The organism is Agromyces sp. Y558, from assembly GCF_059445415.1.
In genome coordinates, this window is record NZ_JCAIUH010000003.1 from 191,790 (window position 1) to 214,501 (window position 22,712).

The window sequence follows — 22,712 nt, forward strand, 5'->3', positions numbered from 1 at the left end:
GCTACGATGGTGGAATGACCTCGTCCCGCGCAGAACCGACTCTCTTCGAGCGAATCGCCGCTCGTGAGATCCCCGCGCGACTGGTTGCGGAGACCGACCGCATCATCGCCTTCCACGACATCGCGCCCAAGGCGCCGGTGCACGTCGTGGTGACCCCGAAGTCGGGGGAGTACCGCGATGTCGTCGAGCTCGCGGCCGGCGACCCGGGGCTCCTCGCCGAACTCGTCGAGGTCGCGCACGGCGTCGCCGACGAACTCGCCGACGGCCAGTTCCGTCTCGTCTTCAACACCGGTGCCGCCGCCGGTCAGACCATCTTCCACGTGCACGCGCACGTGCTCGCGGACAGCCGTGACGGCGGTCTCGAGGAGGCCACGCTTGCCGGTGAGTGACCCCATCGGCGCCGGAGACGCCTCGCAGCCCGCCGAGGCCGACGAGGAACGGCTCAGCATCGACGGCATCGCCATGGTGCGGCTGCTCGGTCCGCAGGACCGCCTGCTCACGACCATCCAGCGCGAATATCCCGGCGTGGCCGTGCACGTGCGCGGCAACGAGATCGCGATCCGCGGCGACGTCGACGATCGCGTGCGCGTGCGCCGCCTCATCGAAGAACTGCTGGAGCTCGTGAAGAACGGGCAAGACCCCACCCCCACCGAAGTGAGGAGCTCGGCCCGCATGCTCGACGCCGATCCCAACGCCAAGCCGTCCGAACTGCTCGGGCAGGTGATCGTCTCGAGCCGCGGCAAGACCATCCGGCCCAAAACCGCGGGGCAGCGGCGCTACGTCGACGCGATCGACGAGCACACCATCGTCTTCGGCATCGGCCCGGCAGGCACCGGCAAGACGTACCTCGCGATGGCCAAGGCCGTGCAGGCGTTGCAGCGCAAAGAGGTCAGTCGCATCATCTTGACGAGACCGGCCGTCGAGGCGGGGGAGCGGCTCGGGTTCCTCCCCGGTACGTTGACGGACAAGATCGATCCGTACCTGCGCCCGCTCTACGACGCGCTCAACGAGATGATGGACCCAGAGCTCCTGCCGAAGCTGCTCGCGTCCGGCACGATCGAGGTCGCACCGCTGGCCTACATGCGCGGACGCACATTGAACGACTCGTTCGTCGTGCTCGACGAGGCGCAGAACACCACGCCAGAACAGATGAAGATGTTCCTCACCCGCCTCGGATTCGGATCGCAGATGGTCGTCACCGGCGACATCACCCAGATCGACCTCCCGGGTGGCGCGAGCGGACTCCGGCTCGTCACCCGAATCCTCGACCACGTCGACGACGTCGAGTTCGTGCACCTCACGAGCGACGACGTCGTTCGGCACACCCTCGTCGGCCGCATCGTCGACGCGTACACCGAGTACGACCAGCGCCAGCAGGCGCAGCGATTCGAACGAGACCAGGCACGAGAGTTCGCGAACCGTGCCGAACGGCGCGGACACCAGGGTCCGCGCGACCACCAGCCACGGCTCGGCAAACGAGATGGACAGGCCAAGTGAGCAAGAAGGAGAGGTTCACGGCGTGAGCATCGAGATCAACAACGAATCGGCGATCGAGGTCGACGAGGCCGCCATCCAGCGGCTGGCCGTCTATGCGCTCGACGCCATGCACGTGCATTCCGACGCGGAGCTCGCGATCGTGCTCGTCGACGAGGGCGCCATGGAGCAACTGCACGTGCAGTGGATGGACGAACCCGGCCCCACCGATGTGCTGAGCTTTCCGATGGACGAGCTGCGGCCGGGCACCGAGGAGTCGCCCACTCCGCCCGGGCTGCTCGGTGACGTCGTGCTGTGCCCGCAGGTGGCCGAGGCGCAGGCACGCGCAGCGGGGCATCCGCTCATCGACGAACTGATGCTGCTGACGGCCCATGGAATCCTTCACCTGCTCGGCTTCGACCACGCCGATCCGGCAGAAGAGAAGGAGATGTTCGGCGTCCAGCGCGACATCCTCGTCGGGTTCTCAATGCAGGAGCGGCGCCGCTGACATGCAGCCGTGGATCTTCCTCGGCGCGGCCTTCGTGCTCGTCGCATTCGGCGGGCTCATGGCCGCCGTCGATTCGGCCATAGCGTCGAGCTCGCGTGCCGACGTGACCGAGTTCGCGCTCGAATCCCGCTCCCGGCGCTCGCTCCTCGCGATCGCCGTCGACACCGGCGCGCACGTCAACACGGTCAACTTCCTGCGCATCATCGCCGAGACGACCGCAGCGGTGCTCGTGACCCTCGCCTTCGCGTCGTTCCTCGACAATGTGTGGCTCGTGCTGCTGTACTCGGCGCTCATCATGACCGCTGTGTCGTTCGTGCTCGTCGGCACCAGTCCGCGCAGCGTGGGCCGAGTCAACGCAGAGACGGTGCTGCGACTGACCGCGACGCTCGTGCACTTCCTGCGTGTGCTGCTCGGGCCGCTGGCCGGCGCCCTCGTCTCGCTCGGGAACCGGGTCACCCCTGGGCGGGCCCGGTTCGGCGGGGTCTCGAGCGAAGAGGAACTGCTCAGCATGGTCGACGAGGCGACCGAGCTCGAGGTGCTCGAAGAGGGCGACCGTGAGCTCATCCACTCGATCTTCGAGTTCAACGACACCGTCGTTCGCGAGGTCATGGTGCCGCGTACCGACATGATCACGATCGAGTCGTCGGCGCATCTCTCGCACGCAATGGCCGTCTTCCTGAACGCCGGCTACTCGCGCGTTCCGGTGATCGAGCGTGACGCAGACGACGTCACCGGCATCCTCTATCTGCGCGATCTGGCCCGTCTCAGTTTCGAGCGCCCGCTCGACGCTGAGGGACTCACTGTCGGCGAACTCGTGCGACCGGCGGCGTTCGTTCCCGAATCGATGAAGGCCGACGCGCTTCTGCGTCAGATGCAGCTCGAGTCGAACCACCTCGCGATGGTCGTCGACGAGTACGGCGGCATCGCTGGACTCGTGACGCTCGAAGACCTGATCGAGGAACTCGTCGGCGACATCTCCGACGAGTACGACCGCGAGGCCGCTCAAGTCGAAGAGCTGGGTGATGGGCGGTTCCGCGTGAATGCGCGATTGCCGGTTGACGAGCTCGGCGAGCTCTTCGGCCTCGACCTCGACGACGAAGACGTCGACTCAGTGGGCGGCCTGTTCGCGAAAGAGCTCGGCCGCCTCGCGCTGTCGGGTGAACGCGTCACCGTGTCGGGCCTCGTGCTCGAGGCGGAGCGTACGGAAGGCCGACGCAAGCGCATCTCGACGATCCTCGTCGAACGCGATCAGGCGCTCATCGACGTGCAGAGCGCGTTCGAGTCGAGCGGCCCCGATGGAAGGAACAGCCGTGGCTGAGTACCGTGCCGGATTCGTCTCGTTCGTCGGGCGACCCAACGTCGGCAAGTCGACGCTCACGAACGCGCTCGTGGGTGAGAAGGTCGCCATCACGAGCTCGAAGCCGCAGACGACGCGGCGCGCCATTCGCGGCATCGTGCACCGCCCCGACGGGCAGTTGATCCTCGTCGACACCCCCGGCCTGCACCGGCCTCGCACTCTGCTCGGCGAACGACTCAACGCCCTCGTGCAATCGACGCTCGGCAACGTCGACGTGATCGCGTTCTGCGTGCCTGCGAACGAGCCGATCGGCCCGGGAGATCGATTCATCAACGAGCAGCTCGAGCACTATCCGCGGGCCAAGAAGGTCGCGATCGTCACCAAGACGGATGCCGCGTCGAAGAAGCAGATCGCCGAGCACTTGCTCGCGGTGTCGGAGCTCCGCGAGTGGGCGGCGATCATTCCCGTGTCGGCCCCGCGCGGTGAGCAGCTCGATGTGCTCGTCGCCGAACTGCTGGCGCTCCTTCCCGAGTCTGAGCAGCCGCTGTACCCGGCAGAGACCCTGACCGACGAAGACCCGGCCGAGCGCATCGCCGAGTTCATTCGCGAGGCCGCGCTCGAGGGCGTCTCCGACGAGCTGCCGCACTCGATCGCGGTCACCGTCGACGACATGGTCGAGCGAGAAGACAAAGACCTGCTCGAGATCTACGCGAATCTCTACGTCGAGCGCGACAGCCAGAAGGGCATCATCATCGGCAAGGGAGGGTCGCGCCTGCGCGAGGTCGGCACGACCGCTCGGGCGCAGATCGAGGGCCTACTCGGCCGCAAGGTGCACCTCGCGCTGCACGTGAAGGTTGCAAAGGAGTGGCAGCGCGACCCGAAGCAGCTCGGCCGCCTCGGCTTCTGACGCGGTCTGGTGCTTCGGCCCGCATACCTCTCGAGGATGATTCCGGGCGCCGGCTGAAGCTGTGCCACCGGTGAGCGCGTACGGTGGATCGGTGCCCACACCGATCAGCCGCGCGAAACTCACGACCGACATCGTGCTCGCCGGCGTGTTCGCGCTCGCGTGCCTTCCGTTCGCGTTGCTCGGCGGTGCGTCCGACATCGCGGTGCTCATCGTGTTCGCCGCGGCACTCGCGGTGCGGCGGTTTGCGCCCGGATGGTCGCTCGGCCTGGCATGGGCGGCCGCGCTGGCGCAGATGCTGATGCTGCGCGACCTGCAACTGTACGACGTCGCCGTCTTCGGAGTGCTCTATTCGAGTGCCGCACACGGTGGTCGAGTCGTGAAGTGGCTGGGTCTGGTATCGGCGGGCGTCGGCGCCCTGTTCGCGACCGGGTATCTCGCGCTCATCAAACCGCTCATCGACAACGCCGGCTTCCTCGGTCCGCAGAGCACGATCAGCACGCTGATCTTGACCGCCGTGCTCTTCATCGCATCGATCGCCGTGTTCGTGCTGTCGTGGACGGCGGGCCTGCTTGTGCGGTCGGTGCGCGACACGCGTGAAGTGCGCCGGCGTGAGGACGCCGCGAACCGCGAACGAGAGCTGGTCGAGTACCGCTACGTCGTCGAGCAGGAGCGCAACCGCATCGCCCGCGACATGCACGATGTCGTCGCGCATTCACTCGCGGTCGTGATCGCTCAGGCCGACGGCGCGCGTTTCGCCGCTCCATCACGCCCTGAGACGGCCATCGATGCCCTCGGTACGATCGCCGGCGTCGCCCGCGGCGCTCTCGGTGACGTGCGTCTGCTTCTCGCAGAGCTCCGTCATGATGAGGCGGGGGCGCCGCAACCGGTGCTCGACGACCTCGAGGGATTGCTCGAGCAGGTACGCGCAGCCGGACTCGACGTCCGCTTCGCCGAGACCGGTGCACGGCTGCAGCTCGGCACCGGCCACCAGATCGCGGTCTACCGCATCGCGCAGGAGGGTTTGACCAACGCTCTGCGACATGGCGACGTGAGCGCCCCGGTGCATCTCGAGCTGGGCTGGGACGCCGACGGTGTCGCGATCACACTCGTGAACGCCAGGCGAGCGGATGCCGCAGCACCCGAGTCGCACGCATTCCGGCACGGTATCCCCGGCATGCGGGAGCGCGCCCAGCTCACGGGCGGCACATTGCGGGCGGAGGCCGGCAGCGACGGGATGTTCCGGCTCATTGCGCGGATCCCGGCGCAGGCGGGCAGGCCGGCATGAGCGGCATCCGAGTCGCACTGGTCGACGACCAGTCGCTGTTCCGTGCCGGAGTGCGCATGCTCATCGAGTCGCAACCCGACCTCGAGGTCGTCGGCGAAGCGGGCGACGGTGCAGCAGCCGTCGTACTCGCAGCGCGCGAGCGACCCGATGTCGTGCTCATGGACGTGCGCATGCCGGTGCAGGATGGCATCGCCGCGACCGAGCAGATTCTTGCGACGGCCGAACGTGACGGCATCGCTGCGCCGAGGATCCTCGTGCTCACGACCTTCGATCTCGACGAGAATGCGGCTCGTGCGATCCGCGCCGGGGCGAGCGGGTTCGTGCTGAAGGACGCCGATCCCGAGTTCTTGCTCGCGGCGGTGCGCACGGTGCATCAGGGCAACCAGGTGATCGCTGCCGCAGCGACCCGCGCGCTGTTCGCCCATGTCGGGCGGGGCAGTGGCCGACGGCCGGCGCCAGCCGCATGGACGGACCTCACCCCGCGTGAACGCGAGATCTTCGGTCTCGCGGCCCGCGGGCTCAGCAACGGCGAGATCGCGGCATCCGAGTTCCTCTCGGAGGCGACGGTGAAGACGCATGTCAGTCGCATCCTCGCCAAGCTCAGCCTGCGCGATCGCGTGCAGCTCGTAGTCTTCGCCTACGAGCACGATCTGCCGACCATCCCCTGACCACGTTTCTCAGGAGATATTCGCCGATTTCGCGCGTTCGGGTGCGGATTCTCCTGAGAAAGGTCGTATTCGCCAAGGGTGTTCCTGAGAAAGGGTCATCCGCAGGGATGACGGCGAACCATCCATTCGCCGGATGCCCCGACACCTGCGCCTTCCGTAGCGTCGATGACATGCAGATCCAACCCTCTGACCTCGGCCTGATCGCCCGCGTCGCCGAACTCGGCAAGCGCTACGGAGGCGGCTCGGGAGCCGTCACCGCCCTCGACGATGTCTCCCTCGGCCTCCGCCGCGGTGAGTTCACCGCCATCATGGGCCCGTCAGGGTCCGGCAAATCGACGCTCATGCACATCATGGCCGGGCTCGACTCGCCGAGTGCCGGGCGGGTGTGGCTCGGCGACACCGACATCACCGAGCTCTCCGACTCGGCATTGACCGTGCTCCGGCGACGCCGCATCGGTTTCATCTTCCAATCGTTCAACCTCGTGCCGACGCTCGACGTGCGGGGCAACGTCATGCTGCCGTTCGATCTCGACGGGCGCCGGCCCACGCACGAGGAGCAGGGCTGGATCGACGAGCTCTTCGACACGCTCGGCCTGCGTTCCCGCATCGGGCATCGCCCGCACGAACTCTCGGGCGGCCAGCAGCAGCGGGTCGCGATCGCGCGGGCCCTCGCCACGCGGCCCGATCTCGTCTTCGCCGACGAGCCGACCGGCAATCTCGATTCACGCACCGGTCGCGAGGTGCTCGGGCTGCTCGCCGCTGCGAGCGCCCGATACGGCCAGTCGATCGCCATGGTGACGCACGACCCGATCGCGGCGAGCCACGCCGACCGCATCCTCTTCCTCGCCGACGGCCGGATCGTCCGCGATTCAGGGCGTTCGACGGCCGAGGAGATCTCGACCTTCATGCTGGCCATGGAGGCGGCGGCCTGATGCGCACCAGATTCAGGGATCAATGGCCGACGCTCATCGTTGCAACCCTCGCGGGCAGCTTCGGCGTCGCCCTGCTGCACGTCACCGGGTTGCTCGGCGCTGCGGTCGCCGCTGACGACGTCATGGGCTCGAGTGCGACGGTCGCACTCATGCTCGCCATCGTCGCGATCGTCTTCATCGTCATCTCGATCTACGTCTCCGCCATCGTCACCGCGAACACTGTCTCGACGGTCGTCGCCGGCCGCACGCGCCTCATCGCGTTGCTCCGCCTGATCGGCTCGAGCGCGAGGGCCCAGCGTGCGCAGGTCGCCAAAGAGGGGTTCCTCATCGGTGTCGTGGGAGCCGCCGTCGGTGTCGTCATCGGTTCTGGCCTCGCGTTCGCGCTCGAGGAGGTCGCGGTGCGGATCGACCTGCTCCCTGCAACCGACTACGACTATCTGAACCCCCAAGTCGCCCTGCCTGCGATCGCCGTCGTGTTGACGACGTGGCTCGCCTCGTGGGTCGGATCGCGCCGGGTGCTCGCCGTGAGCCCCGTCGAGGCGATCGGCAATTCGAACGAGCACGACCGCAGCGAGGTCACCGCGCAGCGCGCGCGCAATGTGATCGCACTCGTGCTCGTCGTGGTGGGGCTCGTGCTGGTCGCGCTCGGGGTCGTCGTGGGGTTGGTCAGCCCGTTCGGGGTCTTCATCGGAGTGGTCGGCGGCGTGGTCTCGTTCACGGGCATCGTGCTCGGTGCGCACATCGTGATGCCGCCGGTGCTTCGCCTCGTCGGCCGGATGCTCGGGAGTTCGCCGGCCGCCCGGCTCGCAGCAGAGAACGCGGTGCGCCACCCCGAGCGCAGCTCACGCATGACGATCGGCCTGGTGATCGGCGTGACGCTCGTGACGACCTTCAGCGTCACGATGCAGTCCTATCGCGACATCATCGCGGCGGCGCAGCGGGCCCAGCCCGAGTTGTATCAGGGCATCGACGAGATGATGAACGTCACGGTGACGGTCTTCGCCGTGCTGATCGGCTTCAGCGCGCTCATCGCCGCGATCGGCATGGTCAACACGCTCTCGCTCAGCGTGTTGCAGCGCACTCGCGAGCTGGGACTGCTGCGGGCGCTCGGCTTCGATCGCCGGCAGCTGCGGGCGATGATCGTCGCTGAGAGCGCGGCACTCACGATCGCGGCGACCCTGACGGGGCTCGTGCTCGGCTTCGTCTACGGCTGGGCGGGGGCGCAGGCGTTGCTCGGCAACGTGAACGGCAGCCCCGGCATCGTGCTGCCCGGCATTCCGTGGGCGATGTTCGGCGTGCTCATCGCCGCGGCCGGCGTGTTGACGATCGTCGCATCGATCGCGCCCGCACGGCGCGCGATGCGCGTCTCACCGGTCGTCGCCCTCGCGGCCGACTAGGGACTCACGACGCGAGGTGAAGAAGGGGAACGGAACGAGCGGATGCCTCTCGAGGCATCCGCTCGTTCCGTCATATTGCGCGCCCGGACAGGTGCGGTGTTAGCCTTGGGAGGTGCTTCACGGCCTGCTTCTCCTTAGCTGCCGCAGCGAGTCCTAGTTCTCAGGCCTCCCTCGCTGCGGAGTTCGTCGTCGGCTGAAACCCATCCGTAAGCGAGAAGAGCACTCATGCAGAACACCCAGAAGCCGTCGTCGATGCCCGTGCATCGCTACCGTCCGTTCCACGAGCAGATCCGCGTCGAACTGCCCGATCGCACGTGGCCGTCCAAGCGCATCGAGCGGGCGCCGCGTTGGTGCGCGGTCGACCTCCGTGACGGCAACCAGGCCCTCATCGACCCGATGAGCCCCGAGCGCAAGCGCATCATGTTCGACCTCCTCGTCAAGATGGGCTACAAGGAGATCGAGGTCGGGTTCCCGTCGGCGAGCCAGACGGACTTCGACTTCGTGCGCAGCCTCATCGAAGACGGCGCGATCCCCGATGACGTCACGATCCAGGTGCTGACTCAGGCCCGCGACCACCTCATCGAGCGGACGTACGAGTCGATCGCCGGGGCCAAGCAGGCCATCGTGCACCTCTACAACTCGACGAGCATCCTGCAGCGCGAAGTCGTCTTCCGCACCGACCAGCAGGGCATCATCGACATCGCGCTGCACGGCGCGCGCAAGTGCCGTGAGATGGAATCGACCGTCCCCGGCACGACGGTCTACTACGAGTACTCGCCCGAGAGCTACACGGGCACCGAGCTCGAGTTCGCGGTCGACGTGTGCAACCAGGTCATCGAGATCTTCGAGCCGACGCCCGAGCGCAAGGTCATCATCAACCTGCCGGCGACGGTCGAGATGGCCACGCCGAACGTCTACGCCGACTCGATCGAGTGGATGTCGCGGCACCTCGCCCACCGCGAGAATGTGATCCTCTCGCTGCATCCCCACAACGACCGCGGCACGGCGGTGGCCGCCGCCGAGCTCGGCTACCTCGCCGGTGCCGACCGCATCGAGGGCTGCCTGTTCGGCAACGGCGAGCGCACCGGCAACGTCGACCTCGTCGCCCTCGGCATCAACCTGTTCACGCAGGGCATCGACCCGCAGATCGAGTTCTCCGACATCGACGAGGTCAAGCGCACCGTCGAGTACTGCAACCAGCTGCCGGTGCCCGAGCGACACCCGTGGGCCGGCGATCTCGTCTACACGGCGTTCTCGGGTTCGCATCAGGACGCCATCAAGAAAGGCTTCGAGGCCATGGATGCCGAGGCGGAGCGCCGCGGTGTCGCACTCGGTGAACTCGAGTGGGCGGTGCCGTACTTGCCCGTCGACCCGCGCGACCTCGGCCGCAGCTATGAGGCGGTCATCCGCGTGAACTCGCAGTCGGGCAAGGGAGGGGTCGCGTATCTCCTGAAGACCGATCACGCGCTCGACTTGCCGCGCCGCCTGCAGATCGAGTTCTCGGGCGTCGTGCAGGCCAAGACCGATGCCGAGGGCGGTGAGGTCTCGAGCGATGAGATCTGGCGCGTCTTCAACGACGAGTACCTGCCGGCGTCGCAGGAGCGCCCCGACGAGAAGTGGGGTCGCTTCGAACTGCTGTCGCTGCGCACCGAGAGTGCGCTCGACGGGGTCGTCAATGTGCGCGTCGGGCTCCGCGACGGCGAAGAGCGCGTCGAGGCCGACGCAAGCGGCAACGGTCCCATCTCCGCGTTCCTCGCCGTACTCGGCGCAGAGGGCGTCGAGGTGGCACTGCGCGACTACGTCGAGCACACCCTCGCGGCGAGCGGAAATTCACTCGCTGCCGCGTACGTCGAGCTCGAGGTCGACGGCCGGGTGCTGTGGGGCGTCGGCATCGACGCCGACATTTCGACGGCGTCGCTGAAGGCGGTCGTCTCCGCGGTCAACCGCGCACTCCGCAACGCGGTCGCCGTCGAACCCGAGCGCGAGGTCGTCGGCGTCTGACGTCTCCGGATGCCGCGTGCACGTTGTGCGCGCGGCATCCGCTCGGAACCGTTCCATCGAGTTGCAGGGTCGTCAGGCCCTTCGCCAGACCTTCCAGGTGCCGAGGGCACGCTGTTCGGGCAGGCTCCAACCGAAGCGCACCGAGCCCAGACGGGTGAGCGTGGTCACGACGACGCACACCGTCGCCGCGATGATTACGTTCACGCCGAGCGCGACGAGCGCGACGAGCAGCACCGTGCCGGTCGTTGCAGCGATGGCGTAGAGCGATCCGACGTGCATGAGCGCGATGGGCAGGTTGAGCGCGACGTCGCGCAGGATCGAACCGCCCACGGCCGAGAGCACTCCGATGAAGACCGCCGGCACTACCGGCACTCCGTAGGCGAGCGCCTTCGAGGTGCCGATCGCGCCGAAGAGTCCGATCGTCACCGCGTCGAGGGCGATGATGAGACCGTTGAGTTTCGTGAAGACGCGCAACAGCGCCATGCCGAGCAGGGCTGCCGCGGTCGCGATCGGCAGGTACCAGTTGCTCGAGATCGCGGCCGGCAGTTGATTCAGCAGCAGATCGCGCATGAGACCGCCGCCGAGGCCGACGATGACGCCGATGAGCGCGACGCCGAGCAGGTCGATGCGACGTTCGGTCAGCCGGGCGGCGAACATCGCACCCTGGATCGCGCCGATGGCCACGGCTGCGAGGTCGAGCCAGAGGGGGATCGTGAAGAGTGCGTGGTTCACGGCACCAGTGAACCATGTGCCGGAAGCGCTGGGAGACAACCGCGCCGCGGCATCCGCTTCGGCCGCTTCGCCCGTCTGGAGTGGGAGAATGAAGGGTGCCCGTGTATCGAGATGAAGCCGTCGTGCTCCGCACCCACAAGCTGGGCGAGGCCGACCGCATCATCACGCTGTTGACGCGGCAGCACGGCAAGGTGCGCGCGGTCGCGAAGGGTGTGCGGCGCACGGGTTCGAAGTTCGGTTCCCGGCTCGAGCCGTTCATGGTCGCCGACCTGCAGTTGTACGAGGGCCGCAGCCTCGACGTCGTCACTCAAGCCGAGTCCCTCGGCGCGTACGGCGCTCTCATCACCCAGGACTACTCGGCCTACACCGCAGCCAACGCCATGGTCGAGGCCGCCGACAAGCTCACCGAAGCTGAAGGCTCGCTCCAGCAGTACCTGCTGCTCGTCGGCGCCCTGCGCTCGTTGTCGAAGAGCGAACACGGCGCGAGCCTCACCCTCGATTCCTACCTGCTGCGCGCGCTCGCCCTTGCGGGCTGGGCCCCGAGCTTCCAGGACTGCGCGCGCTGCGGCCGTGTCGGTGAGCACACGGCGGTCGTCGTGCAACTCGGCGGCGTCGTCTGCGACGAGTGCGCGCCGCCCGGCACGCCCCGCATCGCACCCTCGACCGTTGCGCTGCTCGGCGCGCTGCTCGCCGGGGACTGGGCGTTCGCGAAGGCCTCGAGCGACCGTGACCGGGGCCAGGCGAGCGGTATCATCGCCGCCTACACCCAGTGGCACCTCGAGCGTGGCCTCCGCTCGTTGCCGCACGTATCCAGGGAGACGACCACCCAGTGAGCCCGAAGCCCTTCACACACCGTGACGCGGTTGCCTATCGGCCGATCGACTGGACGGGTCTGTATCCGCCCGAGCTGCCGAAGGGCGCGGCGCCCGCGCACGTCGCCATCGTCATGGACGGCAACGGCCGCTGGGCCAACCGCCGCGGCCTCACTCGCATCGAGGGGCATAAGGCAGGCGAAGCGGCCCTGCTCGACGTCGTCGCGGGGGCCATCCAAGCCGGCGTCAAGCACCTCTCGGTCTACGCCTTCTCGACCGAGAACTGGAAGCGTTCACCCGAAGAGGTGCGGTTCCTCATGGGCTACAACCGTGACGTGCTGCACCGGCGCCGAGACCAGCTCAACGAGTGGGGCGTACGCATCCGTTGGGCGGGGCGACGGCCGCGACTCTGGGCCTCGGTGATCAAGGAGCTGCAGTTCGCCGAGAAGCTCACCGCGGGCAACGACACGCTCACCCTGACCATGTGCGTCAACTACGGCGGGCGCACCGAGATCGCCGACGCCGTGCGGTCGATCGCCGACGACGTGGCATCCGGTCGACTGCGCCCCTCGGCCGTGTCGGAGAAGCTCATCGCGAAGCGTCTCTACGTGCCCGAGCTGCCCGATGTCGACCTGTTCGTGCGCAGCTCGGGGGAGCAGCGCACCTCGAACTTCATGCTCTGGCAGTCGGCCTACGCCGAGATGGTGTTCCTCGACACGCTCTGGCCAGACTTCTCGCGCGTCGAGCTCTGGCAGGCCATCGAGTTGTATGCGGGTCGCAACCGCCGCTTCGGCGGCGCGGTGGATACGCCGACCGTCAGCTGAAGCAGGCACCGCTGGCGCGCCGTCGTCACCGCCCGCGCTGCCTGAAGAGGCCGGCGAACAGGGCGTGCAGCAGCGGCAGCACCGAAGCCGCCACGAGGGTCGTGCTGAGCACCGGGTTCGGCGTGGCGAGCAATGCGCCGCCGATGAGCAGTGCCGCGAACAGTACAGCGGAGACGACCCGGCGAGCGAGCCCTTCGATGCGATCGATGCGCCGCTCGAGCCGTGACGTGTCGAAGGACAACCTGCCTTCGTCGGCCTTGGTGATCAGCGCATCGATGCGATTCGGCAACTGCCAGACCAGTTTGGCGTTCGTCGCGGCCTGCGCCCCGAGATCTTGTGCGAGGTTGCCGCGCTCCTCGTTCACGAGCTGTGTGGCGTAGGGCTCGACAGCCTTCCACACGTTGAAGTCGGGGTCCAGTGCGCTGCACATGCCCGAAGTCAGGGCCAGCGCCCGGAACAGCAGGAGCAGCTGCTCGGGCAGCTGGAAGGGCAGCGAGCGCATGACGTCGCCGAACTCATCGCCGAAGTCGCTGAGTTCGCGCGGATCGACGTCTTTCAGCTGGGCGAATCCCAAGCCGCCGAACCGCGCGAAGAGCTGGGTGAGGGCGCGCTCGAGTTCGCCGGTGTCGGCCGAGGGAAGGAGTACGCCGATCTGCTGCGCCGCCTGGATCATGCCGCGACCGTCGCGCGCGGCGACGGCGATGACGAGGGTGCGGAGGCCGGCTCGCAGTTCGGCGGGCACTTCGGCCATCATGCCGAAATCGACGAACGTGAGCCGCCACGGCGTGGCGGCTCCGGGCGTGGGCGCGCCCGCACTGGCCGCGCCCGGGGTGACGAAGATGTTGCCGGGATGCGGGTCGGCGTGCACGAAACCGTGAGTGAACACCTGCTCGAACATGCTCTCGGCGAAGACCCGGGCCACCTCGCCAGGTGCGATGCCCGCGGCACGCAGCGCAGCGGTGTCGTTGATCTTGATCGCCGTCACGTCCTCGAGCGTGAGCACGCGTCGAGTGGTGCGCTCCCACACGATCGCGGGAGCGGCGACCCGGGAGTCGTCGGCGAAGGCCTCGGCGAATCGTTCGCCGCTCGCGGCCTCGTGCAGGTAGTCGATCTCTTCGAGGCTGGTCTCCGCGAACTCCTCGACGAGCGCCGGTGCGTCGACCCGGTCGGACACGATTCGGACGCGCTGCACCCAGCCGGCGATGCGGCGGAGGGCCGCGAGGTCGACCGCGACGATTTGTTCGATGCCCGGCCGCTGCACCTTGACCACCACGTCGACGAGTCCGGTGTCAGCGGTATCGCCATCGGCGAGTCGTGCGCGATGCACCTGGCCGAGCGATGCTGCGGCGACCGGCGTCTCGTCGATGCGGGCGAACACTCGCTCGAGCGGGGCACCGAGCTCGGCCTCGGCGAGCGCGCGGATCGCCTGGAACGGCTCGGCCGGCACTTCGTCTTGCAGACCCTCGAGCTCGGCGGTGATCTCGGGCGGCAGCACGTCGAGGCGGGAGGAGAGGAACTGCCCGACCTTGATCATGAGCCCGCCGAGGTCGACCGCGAGAACGCGGAACTGCTGGGCGAGTCGGCGCATCCGTCGTTCCCGCGAGCGCTCGGCGATGCCAGCGAGCCCGATGCGGGGGAGCACGAGTTCGAACCACCAGAGCGCCGCGAGTTGGCGCGCCGCGAAGCGCAGAATGCGGCGCGTTCGCGCGGGCCCGGCGCCTCCCTCCACCAGGTTCAGCCCTCGGCGAGGATCGAGTAGAGCCCGCGCCGGGTCTCATCGAGCAGCTCGACTGCGCGCCGCGCCTGCTCGGGTGTGCCGCTGCGGGCGATCTGCGCGGCTGCGGCGGCGAGTTCGACTCCCGCCTTCGACAGTGCTCGGTGCTGGTCGGCTCCCTGTGTCGCTGCAGATTCCCACGGCGCAGGTCGGTCGGCCCCGGCGGAGGCTTCGACGCGGCCGGCCTCGGTGAGCGAGTAGGTCTTGCGACCCCCGAGCTCCTCCGCGACGATGAGTCCCTCGTCGGCGAGCAGCTGCAGCGTCGGGTACACCGAACCCGCGCTCGGCTTCCATCTGCCGCCGCTGCGCTCCTCGATCTCGTGGATGATCTGGTAGCCGTGCATCGGCTCCTCGCTGAGGAGTGCCAGCACGGCCGCGCGCACATTGCCGCGCGCCATGCGGGTCGATGTGGGGCGCTGTTCGAACGAGGAGCGCAATTGCTGCATCGCCTCCCAGATCGCGGCGGCGGGCCCGTCGCCCGAAAAACCAGTTGAGCCGAATTCTCCTGTGGAGCCTGATCCGTTCATGACGACCTCCTGCGGTGCAATCGAACGATACTCAACGATATATCGTTCAGCCCGGATCTGGAAGGGGGTCATGGCCGGAGCGTCCGAAGACGCGAGCGACCCAGGCGTCTGCCTCGCGCGGATGCCGCAGCCGCACGACTTCGAGGGTCGAGTGACGCGCCTCTGCCGCGGTGACGAGCTCGAGCCGCCCGGCGTGGGTGTCCCACGCCCAGCGCACGATGTGCTCGGGGTCGGTGAAGATCGTGTGGAGCGGCGCCTCCCTATTGCCGTTCCAGAGCTCCTCGCGGCGCAGGCGACGGCGCACCGTGCGCGTGATCACTCGCTGCATCACGAGCGGGCGCGAGTAGTCGAGCGAGAGCATCACATCGGCCCGGCCGGCGAGCAGCTCGCGCACCGACTCGTACTGCCACTCGATGACCCAGCCCTGTTGCGCTGTGAAGGCGTCGACATCGACCATGAAGCTCGGGCGAGGCGTCCAGCCCGGTCCATGGAACAGGGCGTCGATCTCCAGGTACGGCAGGGCGGATGCCGCGGCGATCCGCCGCGCGAGGGTCGACTTGCCTGCCCCGCTCGTGCCGGCGACGAGGATGCGGCGCGGTGCGGGATCGGGCATCATCCGAGCCTATCGAGGTGCTGGTCGTCATCGAGTTCGCCGGGCTGGAACTCCGCGTGGGGAATACGGTGCACGATGCATCCGTTCGCATACTTCGTGAGTGAAGCCATCAAAATCGACATCTGGTCCGACATCGCGTGCCCGTGGTGCTACATCGGCAAGCGGCACCTCGAGAGCGGAATCGCCTCGCTCGGCGACGACGCACCTGCCGTCGACATCACGTACCACTCCTTCGAGCTCTCGCCTGACACTCCGCTCGACTTCGAGGGCTCGACGGTCGAGTTCCTGGCCGACCGAAAGGGCATGCCGGTCGAGCGCGTCGAGCAGATGCTCGAGCACGTCACGGGCGTCGCCGCGAACGCCGGACTCGACTACCACTTCGAAAAAGTCGCCCACACGAAGACGCTGAAGGCGCACGAACTCCTGCACTTCGCGAAGGCCAACGGCAAGCAGCTCGAGCTGAAGGAGCGCCTGCTGAAGGCCTACTTCGTCGAGGGCGGGCGCGTGAACCGCATCGACGAGCTCGTGAGCTTCGCCGTCGAGGTCGGCCTCGACGCAGACGAGGCGCGCGAAGCGCTCGAGTCGGATCGCTACGCGTCAGACGTGCAGGCCGACATCGCGCAGGCACAGGACTACGGCATCAACGGTGTTCCGTTTTTCGTGATCGACGGCAAGTACGGCATCTCGGGTGCGCAACCTGCCGAGGTCTTCGCCCAAGCGATCACGCAGGTCGCCGGCGAGCGCGACGGGGCAGCCGCATGAGCGGCCCCGAGGCAGTTCAGGCGACGGATGCTGCTGTGCCCGCGCCGTTCGCGATGATCACGGGCGATGCGTCGGCGATGGTGTGCGAGGGCGACGTCTGCTACATCCCGACTGCTGGTTGAGCCTGTCGAAACCGGGTACCGACAAGCCAACCAGCAGTCGCGCTATTCGGGATCGGAGATGTCGGCGACGGTCGCGTCGAACGCATCGATGAGCCGATCGGCGTCGACGAAGAGGCTGCGGCCGTGCTCGCCTGCTCCCATCGAGACGCGGCGGCCCGCGATCGAGGCATCGGCGACGACCGGCCAAGCCGTGGTCGAGCCCAGCGGGGTGATCGTGCCGCGTTCGTAGCCCGTCGCGGCGAGCGCGAGCGAGGCATCGGGCAACTGGAGCTTGTTGACGCCGACCACAGCGCGCAGTTTCGGCCACGAGATCTTGCGACCGCCCGGCACGAGCGCGAAGACGTACGTGTCGTCGCTGCGCTTGACGACGAGCGACTTGACGATGTCGGCGGGCGTGATGCCCAGGAGCTCGGCCGCCTCCTCGATGCTGCGCGCTGCCGGGCGCTCGATGATCTCGACGTCGAGGCCTCGTGCCGCGGCATCCGCTCGCACTCGATCTACGCCCGTGAGCTCTGACATCTCGTCCTCCCCAGCCTCGTCTTCCCGTGAATCCTAGGTGCGCATGGCCGAAGCGGGCGACTGCGCCCCGAACTCTGGGAGAATCTTGGTGATGTCCTCCACCACCACGCTTCCCGCGGGCCCGCTGACGATCGGCGGGCTCGCCCTCGACGTGCCCGTCGTGCTCGCCCCTATGGCCGGCATCACGAACACGGCGTTCCGTCGCCTCTGCCGCGAGTTCGGCGCCGGTCTCTACGTCAGCGAGATGATCACCTCGCGTGCGCTCGTCGAGCGCACTCCCGAGTCGATGCGCCTCATCACGCACCACGAGTCCGAGACGCCGCGCTCGATCCAGCTCTACGGCGTCGACCCGAAGACCGTCGCCGAGGCGGTCACCATGCTCGTCGCCGAAGACCGGGCCGACCACATCGACCTGAACTTCGGATGCCCCGTGCCGAAGGTCACCCGCAAGGGCGGGGGAGCCGCGCTGCCGTGGAAGAGCGGGCTCTTCCGGGGCATCGTCGAGGGCGCCGTGCAAGCCGCCGGCGACATCCCGCTCACGATCAAGATGCGCAAGGGCATCGATGCCGACCACCTCACCTACCTCGAGGCGGGGCGCATCGCCGAAGGCGCGGGCGTCGCCGCAGTCGCACTGCACGCGCGCACCGCCTCGGAGTTCTACTCCGGCGAGGCAGACTGGTCGGCCATCGCGAAGCTCAAAGAGACCGTGACGAGCGTTCCGGTGCTCGGCAACGGCGACATCTGGTCAGCCGATGACGCACTGCGCATGGTCGCCGAGACCGGGTGCGACGGCGTCGTGGTCGGGCGCGGATGCCTCGGTCGCCCGTGGCTCTTCGGCGACCTCGCCGCGGCGTTCCGCGGAGAATCGCAGAGCTTCCAGCCGTCGCTCGGCGAGGTCGCGCAGACGTTCCGGCGCCACGCCGAGCTCCTCACCGAGTTCTTCGACAGCGAAGAACGCGGGTGCCGTGACATCCGTAAACATGTCGCCTGGTACTTCAAGGGTTATCCCGTCGGGGGAGACCTTCGGGCCCGGCTCGCGACGGTCGAGTCCCTCGCCCAGCTCGACGAGCTGCTCGGCACGCTCGACTGGTCGATGCCCTACCCGGGCGAGGGCGCCGAGGGTCCGCGCGGCCGCGCGGGCACTCCCAAGAAGCCGGCGCTGCCCGAGGGCTGGCTCGACTCCCAAGAGCTCGTCGGCCACGATCGGGTCACCCTCGTCGACGCCGAACTCGACACGAGTGGCGGCTGAGCGTGCGCGAACGACTCTTCGGCGGATACGAACCCGCCGATACCGAGCGCTGGCTCCCCGAAACGCACTCCTCACGGCGCAGCGACTTCGCTCGCGATCGTGCGAGGCTCCTGCACTCCAGTGCGCTCCGCCGACTGGCCGCGAAGACCCAGGTGCTGAGCCCCACTGCGGGCCTCGACTTCGCGCGCAATCGGCTCACGCACTCGCTCGAAGTGGCCCAAGTCGGTCGAGAGCTCGCCGAGAGTCTCGGACTCGACCCCGACGTCGTCGACACTGCTTGCCTCGCGCACGATCTCGGCCACCCGCCATTCGGCCACAACGGCGAGAAGGCGCTCAACACGTGGGCGATCGACGTCGGCGGATTCGAGGGCAACGCGCAGACGCTGCGACTGCTCACGAGGCTCGAACCGAAGGTGTTCGGGCCCGACGGTCGCAGCTATGGCCTCAACCTCACGAGGGCGAGCCTCGACGCGAGCTGCAAGTACCCGTGGCCCGAAGAGACGAGCGTCGCAGATCCGTCGGGCCGTGCGAAGTTCGGCTTCTACCAGGGCGACGTCGAGGTGTTCCGTTGGCTCCGCGCGGGCGCACCCGAGCGCCGGCTCTGCATCGAGGCGCAGGTCATGGACCTCTCCGATGACATCGCCTACTCAGTGCACGACTTCGAAGACGCGGTCGTCAACGGCTACATCGACGTCGCCGCTCTCGGCGCACGCGTCGATCACGATGGTCTCGTCAGCTCGATGTACGAGTGGATCGGCGGGTCCATCGCCCACGACGAACTCATCGCGGCGTTCGATCGGCTCGATTCGCTCGACGGCTGGCTCGACACGTGGGACGGAAGTCGCCGCGACCAGGGCCGTCTGAAGAACCTCACGAGCCAGCTCATCGGCCGCTTCGCGCACGCTGCGACCGCAGCGACTCGGGCGGCGTTCCCGGTCGCGAGCCTCATCCGATTCGACGCCGACGTCGTCGTGCCACGCGAGATCCAGGCGGAGATCGCGGTGCTGAAGGGCATCGTCGCGGCATTCGTGATGTCGCGCAACACTCGGCAGCCGATCTATCACCAGCAGCGCGAGGTGCTCACCTCCCTCGCCGACACGCTCCTCGAGACGGGCGAGCAGCACCTCGACTCGGGGTTCGCCGAAGACTGGCGAGCGGCCGCAGATGATGTTGCGCGCAAGCGCGTCGTCGTCGACCAGGTCGCGAGTCTCACCGACCAATCGGCTCTCGCTTGGTACGAGCGCCTCGTGCAGCGCTGAGAACCGATGCCGTCGGCCGGCCGTCGGGACTTCCGGGCGAACTAGGATGAGAACCATGGCGGGCCGAATTCGACAGAGCGATGTCGATGAGGTGAAGGCCCGAACCAACATCGCCGACATCGTGGGCGAGCACGTCAATCTGAAGTCCGCCGGCGTCGGGTCGATGAAGGGGCTCTGTCCCTTCCACGACGAACGCAGTCCGAGCTTCCATGTGCGGCCGGGGCTCGGCTACTACCACTGCTTCGGCTGCGGCGAGTCGGGTGACGCGTACACGTTCCTGCAGCGAATGGACCACGTCTCCTTCACCGAAGCCGTTGAGCGGCTCGCAGGGCGCATCGGGCTCGAACTGCACTACGAAGACGGCGGGCAGGCCTCCGATCATGGCAACCGGGCTCGGCTGCTCGCCGCGAATCAAGCGGCCGCCGAGTTCTTCACCGAACGACTCGGTACGCCCGAGGCCGAGGTCGGTCGCCGGTTCCTCGGCGAGCGCGGGTTCGACGCCGAGGCGGCGAAGCGGTTCGGCGTCGGCTTCGCGCCGAAGAGCTGGGATGCGCTCACGGACCACCTGAAGGGCCGCGGGTACACGAGTGATGAGCTCGCGGCATCCGGCCTCGTCTCGCAGGGCGATCGTGGCATATACGACCGTTTCCGCGGCCGACTCGTCTGGCCCATTCGCGACGTCACCGGGCAGACCGTCGGCTTCGGTGCCCGGCGCCTGCTCGACGACGACAAGGGCCCCAAGTACCTGAACACCCCCGAGACCGCGGTCTACCACAAGTCGCAGGTGCTCTACGGTCTCGATCTCGCCAAGCGCGACATCTCCAAGTCGCGCCGGGTCGTCGTCGTCGAGGGGTACACCGATGTCATGGCCTGCCACCTCGCCGGCGTCACGACCGCGATCGCCACCTGCGGCACCTCCTTCGGCGTCGACCACATCAAGGTGCTGCGCCGGGTGCTCGGCGACGACTCGGGCCTCGGCGAGGTCGTGTTCACCTTCGACGGCGATGCCGCAGGCCAGCAGGCCGCGATGCGCGCCTTCGGCGAAGAGCAGCGCTTCGCAGCCCAGACCTTCGTCGCGGTCGCTCCCGACGGGCTCGACCCGTGCGACCTGCGACTCGCTCGAGGCGACGCTGCGGTGCGCACCCTCATCGACTCGCGCACGCCGATGTTCGAGTTCGTCATCAAGCACACCCTCGCTCGCTACGACCTCGAAACAGTCGAGGGGCGGGTCGCCGCACTTCGAGCGGCGGCACCGATCATCGCCGAGATGCGCGACCCCGCGGCTCGCCCCGGGTACACGCACCAGCTCGCGCGCATGCTCGGCGTCGAACTCGCCGAGGTGACGCGCGCCGTGCGATCGGCATCGAGTCGCGCGAAGCCGGCGAGGGAGCGGGGCGGGTCGCCGGCGTCCGCCACGGCCGGCGGCGGCACGGCGGTCGCGACGGATGTCCCCGAGCGCCCGTTCTCGATCACCCAACTGCCGGCAGACCCCGCCACCCGCCTCGAGCGCGATGCCCTCCAGGCGATGCTGCAGTACCCTGACGCGGTCGGAGCCGAACTGCTGCGTCACGCCGTCGACAGCCGCTTCGGCAATCCGTCGCTCGCCGTCATCCGTGATGGAATCGCCTCGGTGCTGGCGACGCCCGATCCGGCGGTGCGAGTCGATCGCGTCATCGCCGAGGTGCCCGCGCCCTTCGCGGGCCTCGTGCAACAACTCGCGGTCGCCCCCGTGCCGCAACGCAGCGAGGGCGAGCTCACTGCGTACGTGCAGGCGGTCGTGAGTGCGCTCGTCGATCGCGAGCTGCTGCGACAGAAGTCCGAACTGCTCGGGCGTCTGCAGCGCACGGATCGCACCGACCTCGCGGCGTACGGCACGCTGCAGCGCGCTCTCGTCGAGATCGAGACCGAGCGTCGAGCGCTTCGCGCGGAGTAGCGCGGGTCAGTCGTCGCCCGCGACGATGCGATCGAGCTGCTCCCTGAGCTTCACCGCATCGGCGCCGGCGGGCCAGAGCTTGACGAGGTGTCCATCAGCGTCGATGAGTGCGGTCATGGGCGGTTCGGTCACCGCGTACGAGCGCCAGATCTGAAGTTCGGGATCGACGAGCACCGGCTGATCGACGTGATGCTCGTCGAGGTAGCTCGCGAGGGCCGCCCCATCGGTATCACCCGAGACCTGCGCGATGGCGATCATGTCGCCGTACTCCGAGTCGATCTCCGAGAGAACGGACTGTTGTTCAGCGCAGCTCGAACACCAACTGGCCATGAACTGCACGATCAGCGGCCGGCCGGCCGCGAGCGTCTCGAGGTCGACGGGTGTGTCATCGATGAGCGCGCCCTCGAGGGCCGGGGCCGCAGGGCCGACCGTGCCGGTTGCGTATGAGGCGCCCTCGGGCAGCGGCCCCGGCAATTGGGCGACGCCGCCTCGAGGGCCGCTCGTGCAGGCGGTCAGGGCGAGGATGAGTGCGGCGACGGTGCCGATCATCGCGATCGGTTGGATGCCGTTCATTCTGATCCTTCCGATCGTTCTGGTTCTTCGATGGCGGGGTCGAGGTCGGCGAGTGCGGGGACGAACACCATCGTCGCAGCAGCATCCGCTCGATGTTCGGCGACGACGTGGCCGTCGATGCTCACCCGATAACTCACGCCGTATTCGAGTTCTGCGGCGCCGAGCTGGAAGCGGCAGAAGGTCGGGATGCGCGGTGCGTTCCCGTAGTCGATCTCGTCGACCTTCACGGCTTCGCCATCGTCGAGTACCGCCCCGAACGCTTGGTCACCGTTCTCGTCGAGCAAGCTCAGTTCGGCACCCTTGTGGAACTCGAGGTACGGCCTCGCGCCTGAGCACGAAGCGCCGAGCTCTCGCAGGTGACCATCGCGGACGACGAGTTCGAGCACAGCGCCATCGCCGGCGGAATCGTCGGCGCCGCGCGAACTCGCGCACGCGGTGAGCGCGAGGGCCGGCAACAGGAGTGCGAGGCACAGTGCCGAACGTCGGACGGACGTGAACAAACGTTGCCTCCTCGTGCCCGTCAGTATGGCGGGCGTGGTGGGTGG

At 68.0% G+C, this 22,712-nt stretch carries 24 protein-coding genes; 17 read left to right on the forward strand and 7 right to left on the reverse strand.

Going from position 1 to position 22,712, the window contains the following annotated elements:
* The first annotated feature begins 14 nt into the window (after positions 1 to 14).
* The 10 genes from AC1C2T_RS15680 (at position 15) to leuA (ending at position 10,468) form a co-directional block, all read left to right on the forward strand.
* On the forward strand, positions 15 to 389 hold the full coding sequence (locus AC1C2T_RS15680) for an HIT domain-containing protein (protein WP_495359825.1): 375 nt from the start codon (positions 15 to 17) through the stop codon (positions 387 to 389).
* On the forward strand, positions 376 to 1,497 hold the full coding sequence (locus AC1C2T_RS15685) for a PhoH family protein (RefSeq protein ID WP_495359826.1): 1,122 nt from the start codon (positions 376 to 378) through the stop codon (positions 1,495 to 1,497). Before AC1C2T_RS15680 ends, AC1C2T_RS15685 begins: the two co-directional genes overlap by 14 nt.
* Positions 1,498 to 1,519: 22 nt before the next feature.
* The gene (ybeY, locus tag AC1C2T_RS15690) at positions 1,520 to 1,981 is read left to right on the forward strand and encodes an rRNA maturation RNase YbeY (protein WP_495359827.1); all 462 of its coding nucleotides are present in this window, start codon (positions 1,520 to 1,522) and stop codon (positions 1,979 to 1,981) included.
* 1 nt (position 1,982) lies between these two features.
* Positions 1,983 to 3,299 (forward strand): hemolysin family protein, encoded by a 1,317-nt coding sequence (locus tag AC1C2T_RS15695; protein WP_495359828.1) that lies wholly within the window; start codon positions 1,983 to 1,985, stop codon positions 3,297 to 3,299.
* Positions 3,292 to 4,185, forward strand: a complete 894-nt coding sequence (gene era, locus AC1C2T_RS15700) for a GTPase Era (protein ID WP_495359829.1) — start codon at positions 3,292 to 3,294, stop codon at positions 4,183 to 4,185. The genes AC1C2T_RS15695 and era overlap by 8 nt, the downstream gene beginning before the upstream one ends.
* Positions 4,186 to 4,276: 91 nt before the next feature.
* Positions 4,277 to 5,470, forward strand: coding sequence for a sensor histidine kinase (locus AC1C2T_RS15705; protein ID WP_495359830.1), 1,194 nt, complete (start codon positions 4,277 to 4,279; stop codon positions 5,468 to 5,470).
* On the forward strand, positions 5,467 to 6,138 hold the full coding sequence (locus AC1C2T_RS15710) for a response regulator (RefSeq protein ID WP_495385928.1): 672 nt from the start codon (positions 5,467 to 5,469) through the stop codon (positions 6,136 to 6,138). The genes AC1C2T_RS15705 and AC1C2T_RS15710 overlap by 4 nt, the downstream gene beginning before the upstream one ends.
* Before the next feature lie 170 nt (positions 6,139 to 6,308).
* Positions 6,309 to 7,070: an ABC transporter ATP-binding protein gene (locus AC1C2T_RS15715; protein ID WP_495385929.1), complete on the forward strand. Its 762-nt coding sequence runs from the start codon at positions 6,309 to 6,311 to the stop codon at positions 7,068 to 7,070.
* Positions 7,070 to 8,467: an ABC transporter permease gene (locus AC1C2T_RS15720; protein WP_495385930.1), complete on the forward strand. Its 1,398-nt coding sequence runs from the start codon at positions 7,070 to 7,072 to the stop codon at positions 8,465 to 8,467. Before AC1C2T_RS15715 ends, AC1C2T_RS15720 begins: the two co-directional genes overlap by 1 nt.
* 225 nt (positions 8,468 to 8,692) lie before the next feature.
* Complete coding sequence (gene leuA, locus AC1C2T_RS15725; protein WP_495385931.1) at positions 8,693 to 10,468, forward strand: 2-isopropylmalate synthase; 1,776 nt, start codon at positions 8,693 to 8,695, stop codon at positions 10,466 to 10,468.
* 72 nt (positions 10,469 to 10,540) lie between these two features.
* Here the strand turns inward: leuA and AC1C2T_RS15730 are convergent, their stop codons facing one another.
* Positions 10,541 to 11,200 (reverse strand): trimeric intracellular cation channel family protein, encoded by a 660-nt coding sequence (locus tag AC1C2T_RS15730; RefSeq protein WP_495359835.1) that lies wholly within the window; start codon positions 11,198 to 11,200, stop codon positions 10,541 to 10,543.
* 95 nt (positions 11,201 to 11,295) lie between these two features.
* Here AC1C2T_RS15730 and recO point away from each other — a divergent pair, with 95 nt between their 5' ends.
* Positions 11,296 to 12,033: a DNA repair protein RecO gene (gene recO, locus AC1C2T_RS15735; protein WP_495359836.1), complete on the forward strand. Its 738-nt coding sequence runs from the start codon at positions 11,296 to 11,298 to the stop codon at positions 12,031 to 12,033.
* Positions 12,030 to 12,836: an isoprenyl transferase gene (locus tag AC1C2T_RS15740; protein ID WP_495385932.1), complete on the forward strand. Its 807-nt coding sequence runs from the start codon at positions 12,030 to 12,032 to the stop codon at positions 12,834 to 12,836. The genes recO and AC1C2T_RS15740 overlap by 4 nt, the downstream gene beginning before the upstream one ends.
* A 25-nt stretch (positions 12,837 to 12,861) precedes the next feature.
* Here AC1C2T_RS15740 and AC1C2T_RS15745 read toward each other — a convergent pair whose 3' ends face one another.
* The 3 genes from AC1C2T_RS15745 to AC1C2T_RS15755 are packed head-to-tail and all read right to left on the reverse strand — an operon-like array spanning position 12,862 to position 15,750.
* Positions 12,862 to 14,568 carry an ABC1 kinase family protein gene (locus AC1C2T_RS15745; RefSeq protein ID WP_495386132.1) on the reverse strand — a complete coding sequence of 569 codons (1,707 nt, stop codon included), beginning with the start codon at positions 14,566 to 14,568 and terminating at the stop codon, positions 12,862 to 12,864.
* Between the two features lie 2 nt (positions 14,569 to 14,570).
* Positions 14,571 to 15,137, reverse strand: a complete 567-nt coding sequence (locus AC1C2T_RS15750; RefSeq protein ID WP_495385933.1) for a PadR family transcriptional regulator — start codon at positions 15,135 to 15,137, stop codon at positions 14,571 to 14,573.
* A gap of 46 nt (positions 15,138 to 15,183) precedes the next feature.
* Positions 15,184 to 15,750 (reverse strand): P-loop NTPase family protein, encoded by a 567-nt coding sequence (locus AC1C2T_RS15755; protein ID WP_495359839.1) that lies wholly within the window; start codon positions 15,748 to 15,750, stop codon positions 15,184 to 15,186.
* Positions 15,751 to 15,846: 96 nt separating this feature from the next.
* Between AC1C2T_RS15755 and AC1C2T_RS15760 the strand changes: the two genes are divergently transcribed.
* Together AC1C2T_RS15760 and AC1C2T_RS15765 are read left to right on the forward strand one after the other, a co-directional pair.
* Positions 15,847 to 16,512, forward strand: a complete 666-nt coding sequence (locus AC1C2T_RS15760; RefSeq protein WP_495385934.1) for a DsbA family oxidoreductase — start codon at positions 15,847 to 15,849, stop codon at positions 16,510 to 16,512.
* Positions 16,509 to 16,634 (forward strand): hypothetical protein, encoded by a 126-nt coding sequence (locus AC1C2T_RS15765; protein WP_495359840.1) that lies wholly within the window; start codon positions 16,509 to 16,511, stop codon positions 16,632 to 16,634. Before AC1C2T_RS15760 ends, AC1C2T_RS15765 begins: the two co-directional genes overlap by 4 nt.
* A gap of 42 nt (positions 16,635 to 16,676) precedes the next feature.
* On the opposite strand, the gene AC1C2T_RS15770 is transcribed toward AC1C2T_RS15765, so the two are convergent.
* Positions 16,677 to 17,153, reverse strand: a complete 477-nt coding sequence (locus AC1C2T_RS15770) for an aminoacyl-tRNA deacylase (RefSeq protein ID WP_495359841.1) — start codon at positions 17,151 to 17,153, stop codon at positions 16,677 to 16,679.
* Between the two features lie 91 nt (positions 17,154 to 17,244).
* Between AC1C2T_RS15770 and dusB the strand changes: the two genes are divergently transcribed.
* The 3 genes from dusB to dnaG are packed head-to-tail and all read left to right on the forward strand — an operon-like array spanning position 17,245 to position 21,594.
* Positions 17,245 to 18,402 (forward strand): tRNA dihydrouridine synthase DusB, encoded by a 1,158-nt coding sequence (gene dusB / locus AC1C2T_RS15775; protein ID WP_495359842.1) that lies wholly within the window; start codon positions 17,245 to 17,247, stop codon positions 18,400 to 18,402.
* A 2-nt stretch (positions 18,403 to 18,404) separates the two neighbouring features.
* Positions 18,405 to 19,661 (forward strand): deoxyguanosinetriphosphate triphosphohydrolase, encoded by a 1,257-nt coding sequence (locus AC1C2T_RS15780; RefSeq protein WP_495385935.1) that lies wholly within the window; start codon positions 18,405 to 18,407, stop codon positions 19,659 to 19,661.
* A 55-nt stretch (positions 19,662 to 19,716) separates the two neighbouring features.
* Positions 19,717 to 21,594 carry a DNA primase gene (dnaG, locus tag AC1C2T_RS15785; RefSeq protein WP_495385936.1) on the forward strand — a complete coding sequence of 626 codons (1,878 nt, stop codon included), beginning with the start codon at positions 19,717 to 19,719 and terminating at the stop codon, positions 21,592 to 21,594.
* A gap of 6 nt (positions 21,595 to 21,600) precedes the next feature.
* Here the strand turns inward: dnaG and AC1C2T_RS15790 are convergent, their stop codons facing one another.
* Complete coding sequence (locus AC1C2T_RS15790) at positions 21,601 to 22,167, reverse strand: TlpA family protein disulfide reductase (protein WP_495385937.1); 567 nt, start codon at positions 22,165 to 22,167, stop codon at positions 21,601 to 21,603.
* Positions 22,164 to 22,667 carry a hypothetical protein gene (locus AC1C2T_RS15795; protein WP_495385938.1) on the reverse strand — a complete coding sequence of 168 codons (504 nt, stop codon included), beginning with the start codon at positions 22,665 to 22,667 and terminating at the stop codon, positions 22,164 to 22,166. The genes AC1C2T_RS15790 and AC1C2T_RS15795 overlap by 4 nt, the downstream gene beginning before the upstream one ends.
* Positions 22,668 to 22,712 lie beyond the last annotated feature (45 nt).

Bases quoted from the DNA above. Each gene is read 5' to 3' on its own strand.
- AC1C2T_RS15680 (WP_495359825.1), top strand. From the start codon at position 15: ATGACCTCGTCCCGCGCAGAACCGACTCTCTTCGAGCGAATCGCCGCT.
- AC1C2T_RS15695 (WP_495359828.1), top strand. From the start codon at position 1,983: ATGCAGCCGTGGATCTTCCTCGGCGCGGCCTTCGTGCTCGTCGCATTC.
- AC1C2T_RS15710 (WP_495385928.1), top strand. From the start codon at position 5,467: ATGAGCGGCATCCGAGTCGCACTGGTCGACGACCAGTCGCTGTTCCGT.
- AC1C2T_RS15715 (WP_495385929.1), top strand. From the start codon at position 6,309: ATGCAGATCCAACCCTCTGACCTCGGCCTGATCGCCCGCGTCGCCGAA.
- AC1C2T_RS15720 (WP_495385930.1), top strand. From the start codon at position 7,070: ATGCGCACCAGATTCAGGGATCAATGGCCGACGCTCATCGTTGCAACC.
- leuA (WP_495385931.1), top strand. From the start codon at position 8,693: ATGCAGAACACCCAGAAGCCGTCGTCGATGCCCGTGCATCGCTACCGT.
- AC1C2T_RS15750 (WP_495385933.1), bottom strand. From the start codon at position 15,137: ATGAACGGATCAGGCTCCACAGGAGAATTCGGCTCAACTGGTTTTTCG.
- AC1C2T_RS15755 (WP_495359839.1), bottom strand. From the start codon at position 15,750: ATGCCCGATCCCGCACCGCGCCGCATCCTCGTCGCCGGCACGAGCGGG.
- AC1C2T_RS15765 (WP_495359840.1), top strand. From the start codon at position 16,509: ATGAGCGGCCCCGAGGCAGTTCAGGCGACGGATGCTGCTGTGCCCGCG.
- AC1C2T_RS15770 (WP_495359841.1), bottom strand. From the start codon at position 17,153: ATGTCAGAGCTCACGGGCGTAGATCGAGTGCGAGCGGATGCCGCGGCA.
- dusB (WP_495359842.1), top strand. From the start codon at position 17,245: ATGTCCTCCACCACCACGCTTCCCGCGGGCCCGCTGACGATCGGCGGG.
- dnaG (WP_495385936.1), top strand. From the start codon at position 19,717: ATGGCGGGCCGAATTCGACAGAGCGATGTCGATGAGGTGAAGGCCCGA.
- AC1C2T_RS15790 (WP_495385937.1), bottom strand. From the start codon at position 22,167: ATGAACGGCATCCAACCGATCGCGATGATCGGCACCGTCGCCGCACTC.